Source organism: Aminipila sp. (assembly GCF_032051575.1).
In the GTDB taxonomy this organism is placed as follows: Bacteria; Bacillota; Clostridia; order Peptostreptococcales; family Anaerovoracaceae; genus Aminipila.
This window is the reverse complement of record NZ_DAMBYD010000003.1, coordinates 16,091-31,185: the sequence shown is the minus strand read 5'-3', so window position 1 is coordinate 31,185 and position 15,095 is coordinate 16,091. Positions and strand designations below refer to the sequence as shown.

At 35.2% G+C, this 15,095-nt stretch carries 14 protein-coding genes; 9 read left to right on the top strand and 5 right to left on the bottom strand.

Annotated elements, in window-relative coordinates:
• The first annotated feature begins 4 nt into the window (after positions 1 to 4).
• From tuf to RTW14_RS04215, 3 genes are all read left to right on the top strand, one after another.
• A complete protein-coding gene (gene tuf, locus RTW14_RS04225; RefSeq protein ID WP_312648451.1) occupies positions 5 to 1,198 on the top strand; it encodes an elongation factor Tu in 1,194 nt (397 codons plus the stop codon).
• A gap of 303 nt (positions 1,199 to 1,501) precedes the next feature.
• A complete protein-coding gene (gene yfcE, locus RTW14_RS04220; RefSeq protein ID WP_312648450.1) occupies positions 1,502 to 2,062 on the top strand; it encodes a phosphodiesterase in 561 nt (186 codons plus the stop codon).
• Positions 2,063 to 2,098: 36 nt separating this feature from the next.
• A complete protein-coding gene (locus RTW14_RS04215) occupies positions 2,099 to 3,019 on the top strand; it encodes a pseudouridine-5'-phosphate glycosidase (protein ID WP_312648449.1) in 921 nt (306 codons plus the stop codon).
• 3 nt (positions 3,020 to 3,022) lie between these two features.
• Here RTW14_RS04215 and bioD read toward each other — a convergent pair whose 3' ends face one another.
• The 4 genes from bioD to RTW14_RS04195 all read right to left on the bottom strand — a co-directional run bounded on the left by bioD (position 3,023) and on the right by RTW14_RS04195 (position 6,411).
• Positions 3,023 to 3,721, bottom strand: a complete 699-nt coding sequence (bioD, locus tag RTW14_RS04210) for a dethiobiotin synthase (protein ID WP_312648448.1) — start codon at positions 3,719 to 3,721, stop codon at positions 3,023 to 3,025.
• A gap of 46 nt (positions 3,722 to 3,767) precedes the next feature.
• On the bottom strand, positions 3,768 to 4,745 hold the full coding sequence (gene bioB, locus RTW14_RS04205; protein WP_312648447.1) for a biotin synthase BioB: 978 nt from the start codon (positions 4,743 to 4,745) through the stop codon (positions 3,768 to 3,770).
• Between the two features lie 2 nt (positions 4,746 to 4,747).
• Positions 4,748 to 5,338, bottom strand: coding sequence for a biotin transporter BioY (locus RTW14_RS04200; protein WP_331654395.1), 591 nt, complete (start codon positions 5,336 to 5,338; stop codon positions 4,748 to 4,750).
• Positions 5,339 to 5,547: 209 nt separating this feature from the next.
• Positions 5,548 to 6,411, bottom strand: coding sequence for a YitT family protein (locus RTW14_RS04195; RefSeq protein WP_312648446.1), 864 nt, complete (start codon positions 6,409 to 6,411; stop codon positions 5,548 to 5,550).
• Between the two features lie 218 nt (positions 6,412 to 6,629).
• Here RTW14_RS04195 and RTW14_RS04190 point away from each other — a divergent pair, with 218 nt between their 5' ends.
• From RTW14_RS04190 to RTW14_RS04175, 4 genes are read left to right on the top strand one after another with little or no spacing between them, the layout of a single operon-like run.
• Entirely contained in the window at positions 6,630 to 7,181 is a 552-nt protein-coding gene (locus RTW14_RS04190) for a LuxR C-terminal-related transcriptional regulator (RefSeq protein WP_312648445.1), read from the top strand.
• A gap of 33 nt (positions 7,182 to 7,214) precedes the next feature.
• Positions 7,215 to 8,738 (top strand): carboxypeptidase M32, encoded by a 1,524-nt coding sequence (locus RTW14_RS04185; RefSeq protein ID WP_312648444.1) that lies wholly within the window; start codon positions 7,215 to 7,217, stop codon positions 8,736 to 8,738.
• Between the two features lie 21 nt (positions 8,739 to 8,759).
• Positions 8,760 to 10,010 carry an MFS transporter gene (locus RTW14_RS04180; RefSeq protein WP_312648443.1) on the top strand — a complete coding sequence of 417 codons (1,251 nt, stop codon included), beginning with the start codon at positions 8,760 to 8,762 and terminating at the stop codon, positions 10,008 to 10,010.
• Positions 10,010 to 11,929 carry a Xaa-Pro dipeptidyl-peptidase gene (locus RTW14_RS04175; protein ID WP_312648442.1) on the top strand — a complete coding sequence of 640 codons (1,920 nt, stop codon included), beginning with the start codon at positions 10,010 to 10,012 and terminating at the stop codon, positions 11,927 to 11,929. The genes RTW14_RS04180 and RTW14_RS04175 overlap by 1 nt, the downstream gene beginning before the upstream one ends.
• Positions 11,930 to 11,992: 63 nt before the next feature.
• Here the strand turns inward: RTW14_RS04175 and RTW14_RS04170 are convergent, their stop codons facing one another.
• Positions 11,993 to 12,118 carry a hypothetical protein gene (locus tag RTW14_RS04170; RefSeq protein WP_312648441.1) on the bottom strand — a complete coding sequence of 42 codons (126 nt, stop codon included), beginning with the start codon at positions 12,116 to 12,118 and terminating at the stop codon, positions 11,993 to 11,995.
• A gap of 377 nt (positions 12,119 to 12,495) precedes the next feature.
• Between RTW14_RS04170 and RTW14_RS04165 the strand changes: the two genes are divergently transcribed.
• Together RTW14_RS04165 and RTW14_RS04160 are read left to right on the top strand one after the other, a co-directional pair.
• Complete coding sequence (locus RTW14_RS04165; protein WP_312648440.1) at positions 12,496 to 13,902, top strand: Na+/H+ antiporter NhaC family protein; 1,407 nt, start codon at positions 12,496 to 12,498, stop codon at positions 13,900 to 13,902.
• A gap of 53 nt (positions 13,903 to 13,955) precedes the next feature.
• Positions 13,956 to 15,074: an alanine dehydrogenase gene (locus RTW14_RS04160; RefSeq protein WP_312648439.1), complete on the top strand. Its 1,119-nt coding sequence runs from the start codon at positions 13,956 to 13,958 to the stop codon at positions 15,072 to 15,074.
• Positions 15,075 to 15,095 lie beyond the last annotated feature (21 nt).

The window sequence follows — 15,095 nt, the reverse complement described above, 5'->3', positions numbered from 1 at the left end:
TAAAATGGCAAAGCAGAAATTTGAAAGAAATAAGCCACACGTAAATATCGGAACAATTGGTCACGTTGACCATGGTAAGACAACTCTTACAGCAGCAATCACAAAGACTCTTCACCAGAGATATGGTCTAGGTCAGAAGGTTGACTTCGACATGATTGATAAAGCACCAGAAGAAAGAGAAAGAGGTATTACTATTTCAACAGCTCACGTTGAATATGAAACACCAAACAGACACTACGCTCACGTAGACTGCCCAGGACATGCTGACTATGTAAAGAACATGATTACAGGAGCAGCACAGATGGATGGAGCAATCCTAGTATGCGCAGCAACTGATGGACCAATGCCTCAGACAAGAGAACACATTCTACTTTCAAGACAGGTAGGCGTACCATATATCATCGTATTCTTAAACAAGTGCGATATGGTAGACGACGAAGAATTACTTGACTTAGTAGAAATGGAAATCAGAGAATTACTAGACGAATATGAATTCCCAGGAGATGATACACCAATCATCAGAGGATCCGCATTAGGAGCATTAGAAAATCCAGAAGGTCCATGGGGAGACAAGATTGTTGAATTATTCGAAGCAGTAGATTCATACATTCCTGAACCAGAAAGAGACAATGACAAACCATTCATCATGCCAGTAGAAGACGTATTCTCAATCACAGGAAGAGGTACAGTAGCTACAGGAAGAGTAGAAAGAGGAACTCTAAAGGTTGGAGACGAAGTAGAAATCATCGGACTAGTAGAGGAAAGAAGAAAAGTAGTAGTAACAGGAATCGAAATGTTCAGAAAGTTATTAGATCACGCTGAAACAGGAGATAACATCGGAGCACTACTAAGAGGTATTCAGAGAACTGAAATCGAAAGAGGACAGGTACTTTGCGCACCAGGAACAATCCACCCACATACAAAATTCACTTCAGAGGTATACGTACTAAAGAAGGAAGAAGGTGGAAGACATACTCCATTCTTCAACGGATACAGACCACAGTTCTATTTCAGAACAACAGACGTAACAGGAGATCTTCAGTTACCAGAAGGAACAGAAATGTGTATGCCTGGAGATAACATTACAATGACAATTACACTAATCCACCCAATCGCAATCGAAGAAGGACTTCGATTCGCTATTAGAGAAGGCGGAAGAACAGTAGGTTCTGGCGTAGTTGCTACAGTTGTTGAATAATTATATTTAGCAAAATAGTTTTTAAAGACGGTTTCTTACGAAACCGTCTTTTTTATATGATAGGAAATATCGATAGATTTTCCTATCATATAAAAAAGGAAGTGCAGAGGGGGAAGCCTCTTTGTCCATTAAGGAGGGGACTCAGCGAATAAAATGAGCGCCGAAGGGAACAAAGGGGTTCCCTAGCGGAGTGGCGAAGCCACATTTTTTAAATAATATATGTTATATGCAATAAAAGGTGTTTTGTGGTAAAATAAAGAATACGGTATTGCTTTATAACCAGATACTTAAGGGGGGGTTAATATGAAAGTAATGATAGCATCAGATATACATGGTTCTGCTTATTACTGTAATAAAATGATAGAAGTTTTTAAGGAAGAAAAAGCAGAAAAATTATTATTACTTGGAGATATTCTTTATCATGGACCCAGAAATGATTTGCCAAAAGATTACGAGCCTAAAAGAGTCATAGAAATGCTTAATAATATAAGTGAAGAAATATTGTGTGTAAGAGGCAACTGTGAGGCAGAAGTGGACCAGATGGTGCTGAATTTTCCAGTTTTAGCGGAATATTGTATATTATACCTGGGGCATCGTATGATGTTTATAACTCACGGACATAAGTTAAATCCTGAAAATTTACCACCGCTTAAGAAAGGTGATATACTCTTAAATGGTCATACACATGTGCCTAAATGCAAAGGTTATGGACAATGTGGACAGATAGATTATATATATATGAACCCTGGGTCGGTTTCTATTCCTAAAGAGAATAGCACCCATAGCTACATGATTTTAGAAGATAATACATTTACGTGGAAGGATTTTGATGGAAATGCTTTCATGGAATATAATATAAAATAAAGGCTGAATAACTAGCAAAAAGGAAGGTAAAAAACAATGAATGAATTTAATAGATATTTAGATGTTGCAGTAGAAGTGAAAGAAGCATTAAAAACAGGAAAGCCTGTTGTTGCTCTTGAATCTACAATTATTTCTCATGGAATGCCTTATCCTCAGAATGTTGAAACAGCATTGCAGGTAGAAAAAATTATACGTGAAAATGGTGCAATACCAGCGACTATTGCAATAATAAAAGGCAGATTAAAGGTAGGCATTTCTCCAGAAGAAATAGACTATCTAGGAAAAAAGGGTCTTGAGGTTACGAAAGCCAGCAGAAGAGATGTTCCTGTTTTAGTAGCTGCGAAAGCTGATGGAGCAACAACTGTAGCTACGACTATGATTTTAGCGGCAATGGCTGGTGTTAAAGTCTTTGCTACGGGTGGTATTGGTGGAGTGCATAGAGGAGCTGAAGTTACTATGGATATTTCTGCTGACCTTGAAGAACTAGGAATGACACCAGTAATGGTTGTCTGTGCAGGGGCAAAATCAATTCTCGATTTAGGGCTTACGTTAGAATACTTAGAAACAAAGGGCGTACCTGTTATTGGATACCAGACAAAGACACTTCCAGCTTTCTATACTAGAGAAAGTGACTTTAATGTAGACTATCGTATGGATACACCTAAAGAAATTGCGGATGCATGGACTGCAAAACTTGAATTGGGACTTAAAGGCGGAATGCTTGTAACTAATCCGATTCCAGAGCAGTATGCTATGAACCCAGCATATATCAATAAGTCTATAGAGGATGCTATAGAAGAAGCGCAGACTAAAGGAATTAAGGGAAAAGAAACAACTCCATTTTTACTTGCTAAGATTAAGGAGATTACAGGTGGAGAAAGCCTTGATTCAAATATTCAGTTAGTATACAATAATGCAAAACTTGCATCCCAGATTGCATGTGAAATGTTTAAATAATATTTAAATTTCTGCTTTCGTAGGGATACAGGCTAAAACAGGTAGAGCTGTAAGAAACTCTATCTGTTTTTTATTGTCTTGATGTAGAAAGTTATGTTCCTCAAAATGATTCAGTATAATGCCTGCGATTCCTATATGACTTTGTTTTGCATATTCTACTGTAAGCAGAACAAGATTTATAGTACCCAGACCCGCATCTGCAACAATGATTATGTCAAGATTAAGGAGTTTGATTATATCAGGCAGCAGAAGTAAATTTGATTTATCGTGGTTAATAACAGGGGATAAAGATTTAGGGGTGTTTAAAGGACACAAAATGCCCCCACAACCCTCTACAACCATGAAGTCGTACTTTTGGCTCAATTTATTATAATCCTCCCAAATGACGTTCCTATCAATCTCGCAATCAGATTCCATTTGGGATGCCAAGTGGGGGGAGACTGCAGTTTCAAACATGTAGGATACCAAATTCTCATAAGGTTCTGTTAATCCTGATATTTCACAGACATATTCTGCATCCCCAGGAATTAATTTACCATTTCTCATGTATGCCCCACTTAATGCAGGCTTATAATAACCAGCATTTATATGCTTATCACGCAACACTTTTACAATTAGGCCGCTTACGTAGGTTTTACCTATATCGGTACCAGTTCCAGTTATAAAAATTCCTTTTTTATTGTTAAATATATTGGTTTCCATTTTGACTCCTAAGTTGATGATAAAAATTTTGCACAGCATTGAAATGTTAAAGTTTAGAGGTTTTAAATCCCAAGTCTTTTATCATATCCATATCATAGCTAATACTGATACCAGAGGTGGTAAGCATATCTCCGGATATAGCCGCATTTGCACCTGATGTAAATACACTACGTCCTTTATCGGCTAAAAGGCCTCTTCCACCTGCCAGTCTGAGGGCTGCATCTGGAAGAATAAAGCGAAAGACAGCGACAATTGTTTTTACTTCTTCAATACTTAAAATTGTATTATTTTCAAAAGGTGTATGAGGTATAGGATTTAAAATATTTATTGGCACAGACTTTATATCTAATTCTCTTAGATCAAAAGCCATACTAATCCTGTCCTCCATAGTTTCTCCAAGTCCCATTATTCCACCACTACAGACTGTAAGCCCAGCCTTTTGGGCAGCTTTAATTGCAGATATTTTATCCTCGTAGGTATGGGTGGTGCAGATATAGGGAAAATTCCTTTTGGAAGTCTCTAAGTTATTATGATAACGAACTACTCCAGCATTCTTTAATTTTATGAACTGTTCATAAGTTAAAAGCCCATGGGAAGCACATAGTGCTATATCCGAGTTGGCATGAATCTTATTATAACTTTCACACAACTGTTCTAATTCATTGCCTGTAAGTGTTCTGCCTGAGGTAACTATGGAATAACGCAGGATGCCTTTATCTCTATTATATTTTGCTCCGTCTAGCAATGGTTCTGTATCAAGCAGAGGGTGATTTTCTGTATCTACTGGGTAATGTACAGACTGGGCACAATATTTACAGTCTTCAGAACAACGTCCACATTTTCCATTTATAATAGTGCAAATATCAAAATCATTTCCGCAGTACTGCTTTCGAATTTCATTAGCGGCATGACAAAGAGCATCCAATTTCTCCTTGGAGTATAATGATATCTCATATAGACTTAACGCTTCCTCTTTTGTGATTTTATACCCATTAGTGATTTTATCCTTTAATTTTTTTATCATTTCTAAATCCCCAATCTTTTTAACGCTTTACAGATACGTACAGCTAACAGCGAAGCCAATACACATAAAAGAGCATCCCCTGGAATATCAAGAGGAAGAGAGGCTGTAATAACAGCCCAAATAGCAGTAGGTTCGTGCATATAGAAATTTAGCATAAAGTATTTATAGGCAAAACCAATAGCGTAAGTAATAAACATGCCAATATAGGCAGCAGTTAAATAATGTTTTAAAGTAGCATTTTTAAAATTTTCACATAAAAGACCTACGAACAAGGCAGTTAGAATAAAACCTATTAAATATCCGAAGCTTGGCCTGAATATGTATTGTATCCCGCCTCCAGCAGCGAAGATAGGAATGCCCAACAGGCCCATTAGAACATAAGTACCTATAGCAATACTCCCCAGACGTGACCCAAGAATCATACCCGCAAGTGTAACAAACAAGAATTGTAAGGTAAAATAGTCCATAAAAGGTACTGGAATTTGAATGAAAGCACCGACAGCAGTTAAAGCAGTGAATAAGGCGCATAAAACCATTTGACTGGTAGTGATTTTTCTTTTTGCAGTTAAAATAGTGGTATTTTCTATGTTCATAATAAACTCCTTGCCATAAAATTTAGCATTTGTTTTACTAATTAGATTACAAAATGAATCGTAATTAAACAAATGTAAAACTTTGCTAATCTAGGGCTAGTATAACACAAGGTGTTATGAATGTAAACTGAAAAAATGATACAGGTTTACAATGCGCGCAAAAAATAGCACCGACAAATTATATTCTAATCTGCGGTGCTGTTTATTTATTAATTAGTAGGGTCTCTGTCAAAACTAAAACCTCTGCCTTTAACCTCATTAATACTGCTTATTGTTATAAATGCGCTAGGATCAATTTGTTGAACCACTGCGTTAACACTATATACTTTTCTACTTGTAGTCACACAAAGTACCGCCATTTGGGGGTTCTGGGTCATAGCCGTTTCCATACAAATCAAAGAGACTCCCAAATTTAAGTCGTGAAGAAGTGCATCTCTTATTTTGTTATATTCTTTTGAAATAATAAACAGCTGGGAACGTTGTGTACCCGAAAGTATAACTTTATTTACGATAGAGCTGGTGAGTATAGTGAATAGTACACCATATAAAACTTGTTCAGTTGTTGAAAAGCCAATTTGTGTCAGTAGTATGCAGGTGTCAAAGGTGTATAAGGATAATGCCACAGGAATATGAAATTTTTTATTTAGAATCAGTGGAGGGATATCCATGCCGCCTGTAGATGCTCCCATCCTTAAGATTAAACCCATACCAACCCCCAAAAGTATTCCACCTAAAATAGTGGAAAGCAGTACATCTTCTGTAAGCTTTGACAATGGTTTAATGGACAAGAATATACTGACAAAAAGTGGATAAAGAAACGTACTCAATATTGTAGTAAGTGCAAATCTTTTCCCTAGGAAAAAGAAACCTAGAAGAAATAGGCATACATTTAAAATGGTAAGAGTAATGGAAAGATTTACGCCCAGATAATGTTCAAGTGTTAATGATAACCCTGTTGCGCCTCCCATAATGATTCCATGAGGCCTTATAAAGCAGGCTACTGCAAAAGCCAAAACAATGTTTGCAACAAAAATGATTAAAGAAGTTGATAGCAGCTGTTGATACTTTTTCATTTTATTAAAATCTCCTTTTAATGTAAATAAAGTTCCCAATATATTATATGATGTTAAAAATACCAACAATTATCATAACACAAAATTATTCATAATATTACCTTTTTTTAGAATAAATTACCTGTTAACAAAATAGTAATTGAAAATATAAATGAAATGTGGTAATGTTTGGTTATATATAAACGTTATTTAAATTTGTTTACAAAGTAGGAGCGAAAATGAACGGAAAAATAGAAGGAAATGAAAGTTATGCAGACTTTAAGGATCTTTCAATTGCAGAATTAATAAATGGATATGTTATAAAAGAAGAAACTCAAGAGTATACTTGTATATTTTGTGGAGAAGTGTTTGAAGAGGGTATAATCTATTCTAATCACGGAAGGATGTTTACAGCAGAAAAAGCAGCAATAGAGCATATTAAAGAGGAGCATGGGGGCTCATTTCATGCGCTCTTGAATCTTGATAAGCAAATCTGTGGGCTAACGGACATACAAAAAAATATTTTAACAAATATGTATGAGCAGATGGATAACAAAATGATATGTGAGAAGATGGGAATCAGTGCTGCAACAGTGAGAACGCATAAGTTTAATTTACAGAAAGCAAAAAGAGAAGCCAAGATACTTTTGGCATTAATTGAAACTGTAGAAGATGAAAACCTTTTAATACGGACAAAGCCTACAGGAGATAATCATATACCTAAAGAACCTAAAGAATTATTTACAGGGAATTCATTGCATCCATTTTTTACTCAATATAAATACAAGTAAAAATAAAATCAAACTAAAATGAGGTTAGTAGTTATGAATAAACAAAGTGACAAATACGGAAAAATGCTATTTGAATTTAAAGAAAAAGTTAGGAGAATAGAATATCTTAAATATACGCTGAATTCTCTGATTTATTGGGATAAAATCACCTATATGCCTATGAATGGCATTGAGTATCGTAGTCAGGTTATGGGTTTTTTAGCAGAAGAATTATATAAAGCTCTTTCTGATAGTCAGTTAAAAAAGTATGTAGAGTATTTTGATGGAAATAAGCGAAACGATAAAATAGTAAATGGTATGGTAATCAGGATTAAAAAAAATAACTCTTATGTAAATAAAATTCCAGAAAGAGAGTATGGGCAATATATATCACTGATTGCCAACGCAGAACAAATCTGGGAAAAGGCTAAAGGGAAGGATGACTTTAAACTTTTTAGCCCTTATTTAGAGAAAATTGTAGAATACTTTAAATATTTCGCAGAATACTGGGGATATGAAGAAAATCCGTATGATGCACTCATTGGGTATTATGAAGAAGGTATGACCGTAAAGGAGATAGACAAGCTTTCTAGTGAACTAAGAGATTCTATTATAGAGCTATTAAACCAAATAAGGGAAAAAGAAGGAAATGCGGCAAAGAACAATGAGCCTGACAGAATATCATTAACAATTGAAAAACAAAAGGAATTATCTGAATGGATATTATCTACTATTGGATTTGATTTTAATTCTGGACGATTAGACCAAGGAGCGCATCCTACAACATTAGCTAGCTCTCCTGAGGATGTAAGAATTGTCACATCTTATAATGAAAATAATATAAAAACTGGTATTTTCAACACCCTGCATGAGGGGGGCAAAGGCTTGTATGAGCAGGACATTGATAAGAATCTTATGAGTACATTGCTCGCAGAGGTTGCTTCTTTTGGGGTGGAAGAAGCTATAGGAAGATTTTATGAAAATATTGTAGGAAGAAGCAGAGGATTTAGTGATTCAATATGCAGTAAGTTGAAGAGACTTTCTCCCCAGTTTGAGAAATTAAAGCCTGAGGAATTTTATAAAAATATAAATAAGGTTGAACCTTCATTAATTAGAATTGATGCTGATGAGCTTACCTATACACTCCATATTATTATTCGATATGAACTTGAAAAAGAGCTTATTAATGGACAAATAAGTGTCAGCCAATTACCCGAAGTTTGGAATAAAAAATATAAAGAATACCTAGGAATAGATCCTCCTAATAATAGCCAGGGTGTCCTTCAGGATATACAGTGGGCAGCAGGATATTTCGGATTCTTTCCAAGTTACTTTTTAGCTAACCTTATGGCTGCGCAGTTCGCTGCTATGATGGAGAATGAAATTGGTTCATTAGAAGAACTGATTTTTACAGGGCAATTTAAAAAAATACATAATTGGTTAGCTGAAAATGTTCATAAATGTGGAGCGGTATATAGTGCTTCAGACCTAATAAAAAAAGTAACAGGAGGTGGTGTCTCTTCAAAATATTATATTAGTTATCTTAGAAGAAAATATTATGAATTATATGATTTGTAGAACGTGATAAGGAGAAACAGTATGAAAAAGATATTTTCTAAGCTTGGACTTGGAGAAAAAATGTCCAAAAACTTTTTAGTAATTTTATTAGTAGCAGCAAGTGGATCCATTATTTATGGTCTGCCATATTTCAGATATGACTATTATGATGCGTATTTAGAGGCGTATCATTTAACCAATACCCAGATGGGCGTATTTGGAAGTGTTCTTGGGATTTTTGGCATGATTTCTTACCTGTTTGGTGGAATTATTGCCGACAGGTTTTCAATTAAAACAATTTTAACCTTGTCTCTAGTAGGGACTGGTCTCGGTGGATTCGTTCATTTATTACCATTGAATTTTACCGCGCTGGTTTGTTTATATGCTTTTTGGGGAATAACTTCATTATTTGCCTTTTGGCCTGCATGTGTAAAAGCTGTTCGTATACTTTCTGATTCAGATAATCAAGGAAAAGCTTTTGGTTGGTTCGAAGGGGGCAGAGGTGTTGTAGCAGCTATTATGGCACCTTTAGCAGTGATAACTTTCCAAATTGGTGTTAAGCATTTGGATGATCAGACTGGAATGAAATATGTAATTATTTTCTATTCTATACTAACTATTTTATGTGGATTATTAGTTTTCTTTAAGATGGGAAATGAAAAAATTGGAGGAGGGGAAAGAATTTCCTTTCATGATATTGGAAAGGTATTAAGATTACCAGCAGTATGGATTATTGGATTGATTACCTTCTGTAATTACGTATTTACATTATCATTATATTACTTTACTCCATATGCTACAGGCATTTTAGGTGCTACAGTTACCTTTGGTGCTGCTTTAGCAGCTGCTAAAAGATGGATTAGTCCAATTTCCAACGTTGGTGGTGGGTATTTGGCAGATAAAGTGGGCACAGGCAATCTGTTGCTAGTATCTTTCTTAATAATGGCAGCTGGTACTGCTGGAATATTAATTTTACCTGCCAATAGCAGTATGATAGCAGTATTTACAATCCTATTTTTAATAATCTATTTCTTCTACAATGTAAACTATGCTATGACATGGGCAATGATGGATGAGGGCAATATACCAGAAGAATATTCGGGCACGGCAGCAGGAGTTATTTCAACGGTTGGCTATCTTCCTGAAATTTTCTGTTCTTTACTAGCGGGAGTGTTGATTGATGGGTTCCCTGGAGTTACTGGTTTCAGATACTTCTTTGGATTCCTAATAGTAATGTTACTAATAGGTGCAGTATTTGTAATGATATGGAAAAGATATTTAAAGAGGGCATAATGTTAAGCAAAAGAGAAAAAAATATCATACAGGGTTTAATAAAGGGTAATAAAACTCAGCCCATTGTAGATTATAAAGAATGTTTATTTGAGCAAGTATTTGTGGAAACACCTGTAGATACCGATGGCGATGGCAAACTAGATTTAATTGCAGTATACATCAGGAGGCCAAAAGAAACTCTTGAGGGTTATAAAGTACCAGCTATTTATGTGGCTAACCCTTATATGATGGCATGTAATGAAGAGGGGTATACTCCCTATAATGTGGATAAGGACTTAAAAGTATTTCCACAGCAAAATATAAATAAAGAAGAGATTTTATATGATTTTAGTGTAGATAAAAGAGCATTAGCTTATGAAGCAAGAGAAACCAAAGGATTTGCTGAAACTTCTGAAATTGAGGAGATAGAACTTGATTGCATAACGGATTGGTACAGCTATTTTAACTCCAGAGGATATGCTTCTGTGTTTTGTGGTGGACTTGGAACCAGAGGCTCAGAAGGCATTACCTTATCAGGATCAAGGGAAGAAATACTGGGGTTTAAATCTGTTATAGACTGGCTAAATGGACGTTGCAGAGCTTTTACAAATAAAACTGATAATATTGAGATAAAGGCGGAATGGTGTACTGGAAATGTTGCCATGTCAGGCAAATCCTATCTGGGAACCATGTGTATAGGTGTTGCTACCACTGGAGTAAAGGGGTTAAAAACTATAATTCCAGAAGCGGCAATCTCCAATTGGTTTGCGTATGATCGGTACAATGGCTTAAATGTACCGCCTTTAGGCTGGCAAGGTGATGATATCACGATATTATCAAATTATTGCTGTAGCAGGGCTTTAGATGAAGCGGACTATTTAAAAATAAAAGTTCCTTATGAAACTGCCTTAAAGATTATGGCAAAGGAGCAGGACAGAATTAGTGGGAACTATAATAGGTTTTGGGATGAGAGAAATTATCTGAACTTAGTTGACAATATAAAAGCCTCTGTATTTATAGTTCATGGAATAAATGATTGGAACGTTAAGATGAACCAGTGCATTCCTTTGTGGGAAGAACTGGTTAAAAGAGATCTGCCAAGAAGAATGATGCTTCACCAAGGAGCGCATGTCTATATCCACAACCTTGAAGGGTCTAACTTTAATAAAATTTTGCATCAATGGATGGATTATTGGTTATATGAAATTGACAATGGCATACAAGATAAAAAATCGGAGGTTTTTGTTCAGAGTAATCTTGACCAGGGGGTATGGTTTAAATCAGAGGAATGGGGGACTCATAATTGTAAAAAGATTTTATTTCCTATAGCAAATAAGAGCGAAAGAACTTTTGTTGATAATTTGGATGCCACTAAGTATAGCCGAAAAAAGAATAATTTGTCAGAATGGCAAAAGGGTGTTGTCTTAGAGGATAATAATTATTCCTTAAAGTATCTATGGAACCCAAAAGAGGAAATTCGCATTTGTGGGACCACAAATGTTGAGTTTAATGCGGCCATAGATAAACATACTGCGATTTTAAGTGCAATGCTTGTGGATTTTGGAAGGGAATATAGATTAATTGAAACTCAGGAAATTGCCGAAAAAGATGGCATTGTCTGGGGGAAAAATACCCCTATAGATGATGAGATGAGATTTATGAGCGAAAAAGAGCCCTCTGAATATAAAATTATAACAAGGGGCTGGATGAATGCTCAGAATAGAACGTGTAATTGGAGCAAAGATGCTATTCAAAGTGATATGTTTTATAAATATAACTTTGACATGATTCCTACCGATTATACGGTAAAGATGGGTCATCAAGTTGGTTTGATATTATATAGTACTGATCCAGAATCTACTGAAAGACCATTTGTAGTTACAAATATAACGATTGACCAAGAAAGTATAGTAGTTGAAATACCTATAATGCTATGTTAAAGTAGGTTTTAAATAAAAAAGCTAATGGATTCTATCCATTAGCTTTTTCTAATTTAGCTCAAATTATCCTTGAGCATTATTTTGGTCTTCAAATTCTTTCTCCTTTGTTTTACGATCTTTATTAACGTGGGGAGTATTTTTTGAATTTTTATGATTTGTTTTTTTATTGTTTAAATTAGTATTATTCATTTTATCACCTCATTAAAAGTATGAACTGATTTGTTATATAATATTCATCTCTAATTTTAGTAATCTAAATTACTTATACATGATCAGATTATTAAGATAAAATGGCAGAAACCTGCCGCTTTATATAAAAATTAAATATAAAACGCCCATTTTTTGGCGCTTATCAAAAAAAACAAATTAATTCGGCTAAAATTGGTCAATTAATTTCTTTGTAATTTTTAATACTCTTACAAATGTTCAAAAAGCAGTACTTGTAATTTTGGCATAAAAATTGCTATTTATATTTAAAGATTTAGAATTAATATAAATCCTAAATTAATATAATCCGGATTACAGAACCGTTAATGTCGCTGTTAAAATGTAAGGAGGGAAAATGAATGGATAATTTCGGAATTTTATCTTTAGCACCTGCGTTAATAGCTTTAGTTTTAGCATTTGTTACAAGAAATGCACTTATATCTATTCTGATAGGAGTTCTAGTGGGAGTAGCTATAACGGGGCAGAACCTGATAATGGGTTTGTCCGGTATTTTTCAAAGTGCTCTTGGAAACGCTGACTTTATATGGATTATTTGTATTGAAGTATTTATTGGTGTTTTGGTTGCACTGTTCCAAAAATCAGGTGCAATTGATGCATTTGCAGAATTTATAGGAAAATTTAAATTAAAGGCCAGAGGAGTTCAAGTCGTATCGTGGCTTTTAGGAATCTTTATTTTCTTTAGTGATTATTTTAGCCCATTATATGTGGGGTCTGTTATGAGAGGCATCACAGATAAAGCAAAAGTATCAAGGGAAAAACTGGCTTATATTTGCGATTCTACGTCTGCACCAGTTATATCCCTTATACCATTTTCGGCATGGGGAATTTATATGGCTGGTCTGCTTGTAGGCGTAGGGGCTTTTACAAATGTTGACTTAGCTACAAATGCTGTTTTCCATATGGTGCCATATAACTTTTATGGAATCTTTTCTGTTTTAATGGTTGGATTAATTAGTACTGGAGTTATTCCTGATTTTGGACCAATGAGAAAGGCAGAAATAAGGGCAAGAGAGGAAGGAAAAGTAATATCCGATCAAGCAAGACCTTTAATGAGTGGAGAATTGGAAAAAATAAAACCTAAGGAAGGGATAAAACCAAGTTTATTACTGAATTTCTTTATGCCGGCATTCATTATTATAGGAGTTACGGTAGGTACGTATATAGTACTGGGAAGTGCAAAAACTTTAGAAGCTTTAATTACAGGGGTCGCATATCAATTTATCATTATGGTCATTCAGAAAATGGGAGGAATAAATGAGTTGATGGATACTGCTGTAGAAGGAATAAAAAGTGTTATGAGTGCGATGCTTATTCTTTCATTGGCGTATTGCATTAATGCTATTAGTAAGCAGCTGGGAACTGCAAATTATGTGATTAGTGTTACAGAGGATTGGATGACACCAACTTTGTTGCTGGTAATGACTTTCTGCCTTTGTGCATTTATTTCATTTTTTACAGGAACATCATGGGGAACCTATGCCATAATGACACCTATTTGTATTCCACTTGCATTTAATGTAACAGGAGGAGAAATCACACCGATTATTTATGCAGCAATTGGAGCAGTAATGGGCGGAGGATGTTTTGGTGATCATTGCTCACCTTTATCAGATACAACGATCTTATCCTCTCTGGCAGCGGGTTCGGATCATGTGGATCATGTTAAAACGCAACTTCCTTATGCGGCAACGGCTGCGATAATTTCCTGTGTTGGATTCCTTATTGTAGGAATGATCTGCAGCTGAAAAATTAAAACCAGATAAAATTTTACGATATGATAATTATGGAGGGATTAAAAATGATTATTGGAGTACCAAAAGAAATTAAGCCTAATGAATATAGAGTAGCAGCGATTCCAACTGTAGCTATGGAGTTAACAAGAAGGGGTCATGAGGTGTATGTAGAAAGGGGTGCCGGCTTAGGAAGTGGATTTTCAGACCAGGATTATAAAGATTGTGGGGCACAAATAGTTGATAAAGATACAGCATATGGAAAAGCAGACTTAATATATAAAGTAAAAGAAATATTTCCGGAAGAATATAAATATATGAAAGAAGATAAAATTCTATTTACATATATTCATTCAAATGCACATCGGGAGATGACGGAAGAGTTGTTAAAAAGCAATATTTTAAGCATAGCATATGAAGATGTTATTGATAGCAAAGGCAAATTTCCTTTATTAAAACCAATGAGTGAGCTTGCAGGAAAGGGAGGGTTTTTAGCGGCTCTTCATTTTAGTCAGACCGTAAATGGAGGACCGGGAAAATTACTTCATAATGTTTGCGGTGTTGAACCGCCTACAATTACAATTATAGGCGCAGGAAGCTCAGGCTTTGGTGCGGCAGAACTTGCGGCAAGTTTTGGGAATAATGTAAGAATACTGGATGTGAATATGGCGGCAATGGAAGAGGCTAAGAAAGAACTACCTAATAATGTTTCCTTTATGATTTCAAACAGAGCGAATTTAGTAAAATGTTTAAAGGAAACAGATGTATTAATAAATTGCATTCTTTGGGATAAAACAAGAACGGACCATCTTGTAAGCAGGGAAGACTTGAAGTTAATGAAGAGGAATGCTATGATAATTGATGTAGCCTGTGATGATGGGGGAGCTATTCAAACCTGTAGATCTACGACACATGATAATCCCATTTACAGGGAAGAAGGAATTATACATTATGCAGTAGATAATATTCCATCGGCTTTTGCTCAGACGGCATCTACTACTCTCTCTAATGCTACAATACCGTATGTAATTGAAATAGCAGACAAGGGCGTAAAAAAAGCCTTAAAGGAAAATGCAGGGCTAAGAAGAGGGTTAACTACTTATCTGGGGCAGTTAACACTGGAAGAAACAGCCTTAAAATTTGGAAAAGAATTTGTATCTCCTGACACAATAGTAGAAAACTTTTAGAAGTATATCAAAGAATTAAAA

What these genes read in the sequence shown, in the direction of transcription:
- yfcE (WP_312648450.1), top strand. Translation starts at nt 1,502, where the DNA reads ATGAAAGTAATGATAGCATCAGATATACATGGTTCTGCTTATTACTGT.
- RTW14_RS04180 (WP_312648443.1), top strand. Translation starts at nt 8,760, where the DNA reads ATGAAAAAGATATTTTCTAAGCTTGGACTTGGAGAAAAAATGTCCAAA.
- RTW14_RS04175 (WP_312648442.1), top strand. Translation starts at nt 10,010, where the DNA reads ATGTTAAGCAAAAGAGAAAAAAATATCATACAGGGTTTAATAAAGGGT.
- tuf (WP_312648451.1), top strand. Translation starts at nt 5, where the DNA reads ATGGCAAAGCAGAAATTTGAAAGAAATAAGCCACACGTAAATATCGGA.
- RTW14_RS04190 (WP_312648445.1), top strand. Translation starts at nt 6,630, where the DNA reads ATGAACGGAAAAATAGAAGGAAATGAAAGTTATGCAGACTTTAAGGAT.
- bioD (WP_312648448.1), bottom strand. Translation starts at nt 3,721, where the DNA reads ATGGAAACCAATATATTTAACAATAAAAAAGGAATTTTTATAACTGGA.
- bioB (WP_312648447.1), bottom strand. Translation starts at nt 4,745, where the DNA reads ATGATAAAAAAATTAAAGGATAAAATCACTAATGGGTATAAAATCACA.
- RTW14_RS04195 (WP_312648446.1), bottom strand. Translation starts at nt 6,411, where the DNA reads ATGAAAAAGTATCAACAGCTGCTATCAACTTCTTTAATCATTTTTGTT.
- RTW14_RS04170 (WP_312648441.1), bottom strand. Translation starts at nt 12,118, where the DNA reads ATGAATAATACTAATTTAAACAATAAAAAAACAAATCATAAAAATTCA.
- RTW14_RS04215 (WP_312648449.1), top strand. Translation starts at nt 2,099, where the DNA reads ATGAATGAATTTAATAGATATTTAGATGTTGCAGTAGAAGTGAAAGAA.
- RTW14_RS04160 (WP_312648439.1), top strand. Translation starts at nt 13,956, where the DNA reads ATGATTATTGGAGTACCAAAAGAAATTAAGCCTAATGAATATAGAGTA.
- RTW14_RS04165 (WP_312648440.1), top strand. Translation starts at nt 12,496, where the DNA reads ATGGATAATTTCGGAATTTTATCTTTAGCACCTGCGTTAATAGCTTTA.
- RTW14_RS04185 (WP_312648444.1), top strand. Translation starts at nt 7,215, where the DNA reads ATGAATAAACAAAGTGACAAATACGGAAAAATGCTATTTGAATTTAAA.
- RTW14_RS04200 (WP_331654395.1), bottom strand. Translation starts at nt 5,338, where the DNA reads ATGAACATAGAAAATACCACTATTTTAACTGCAAAAAGAAAAATCACT.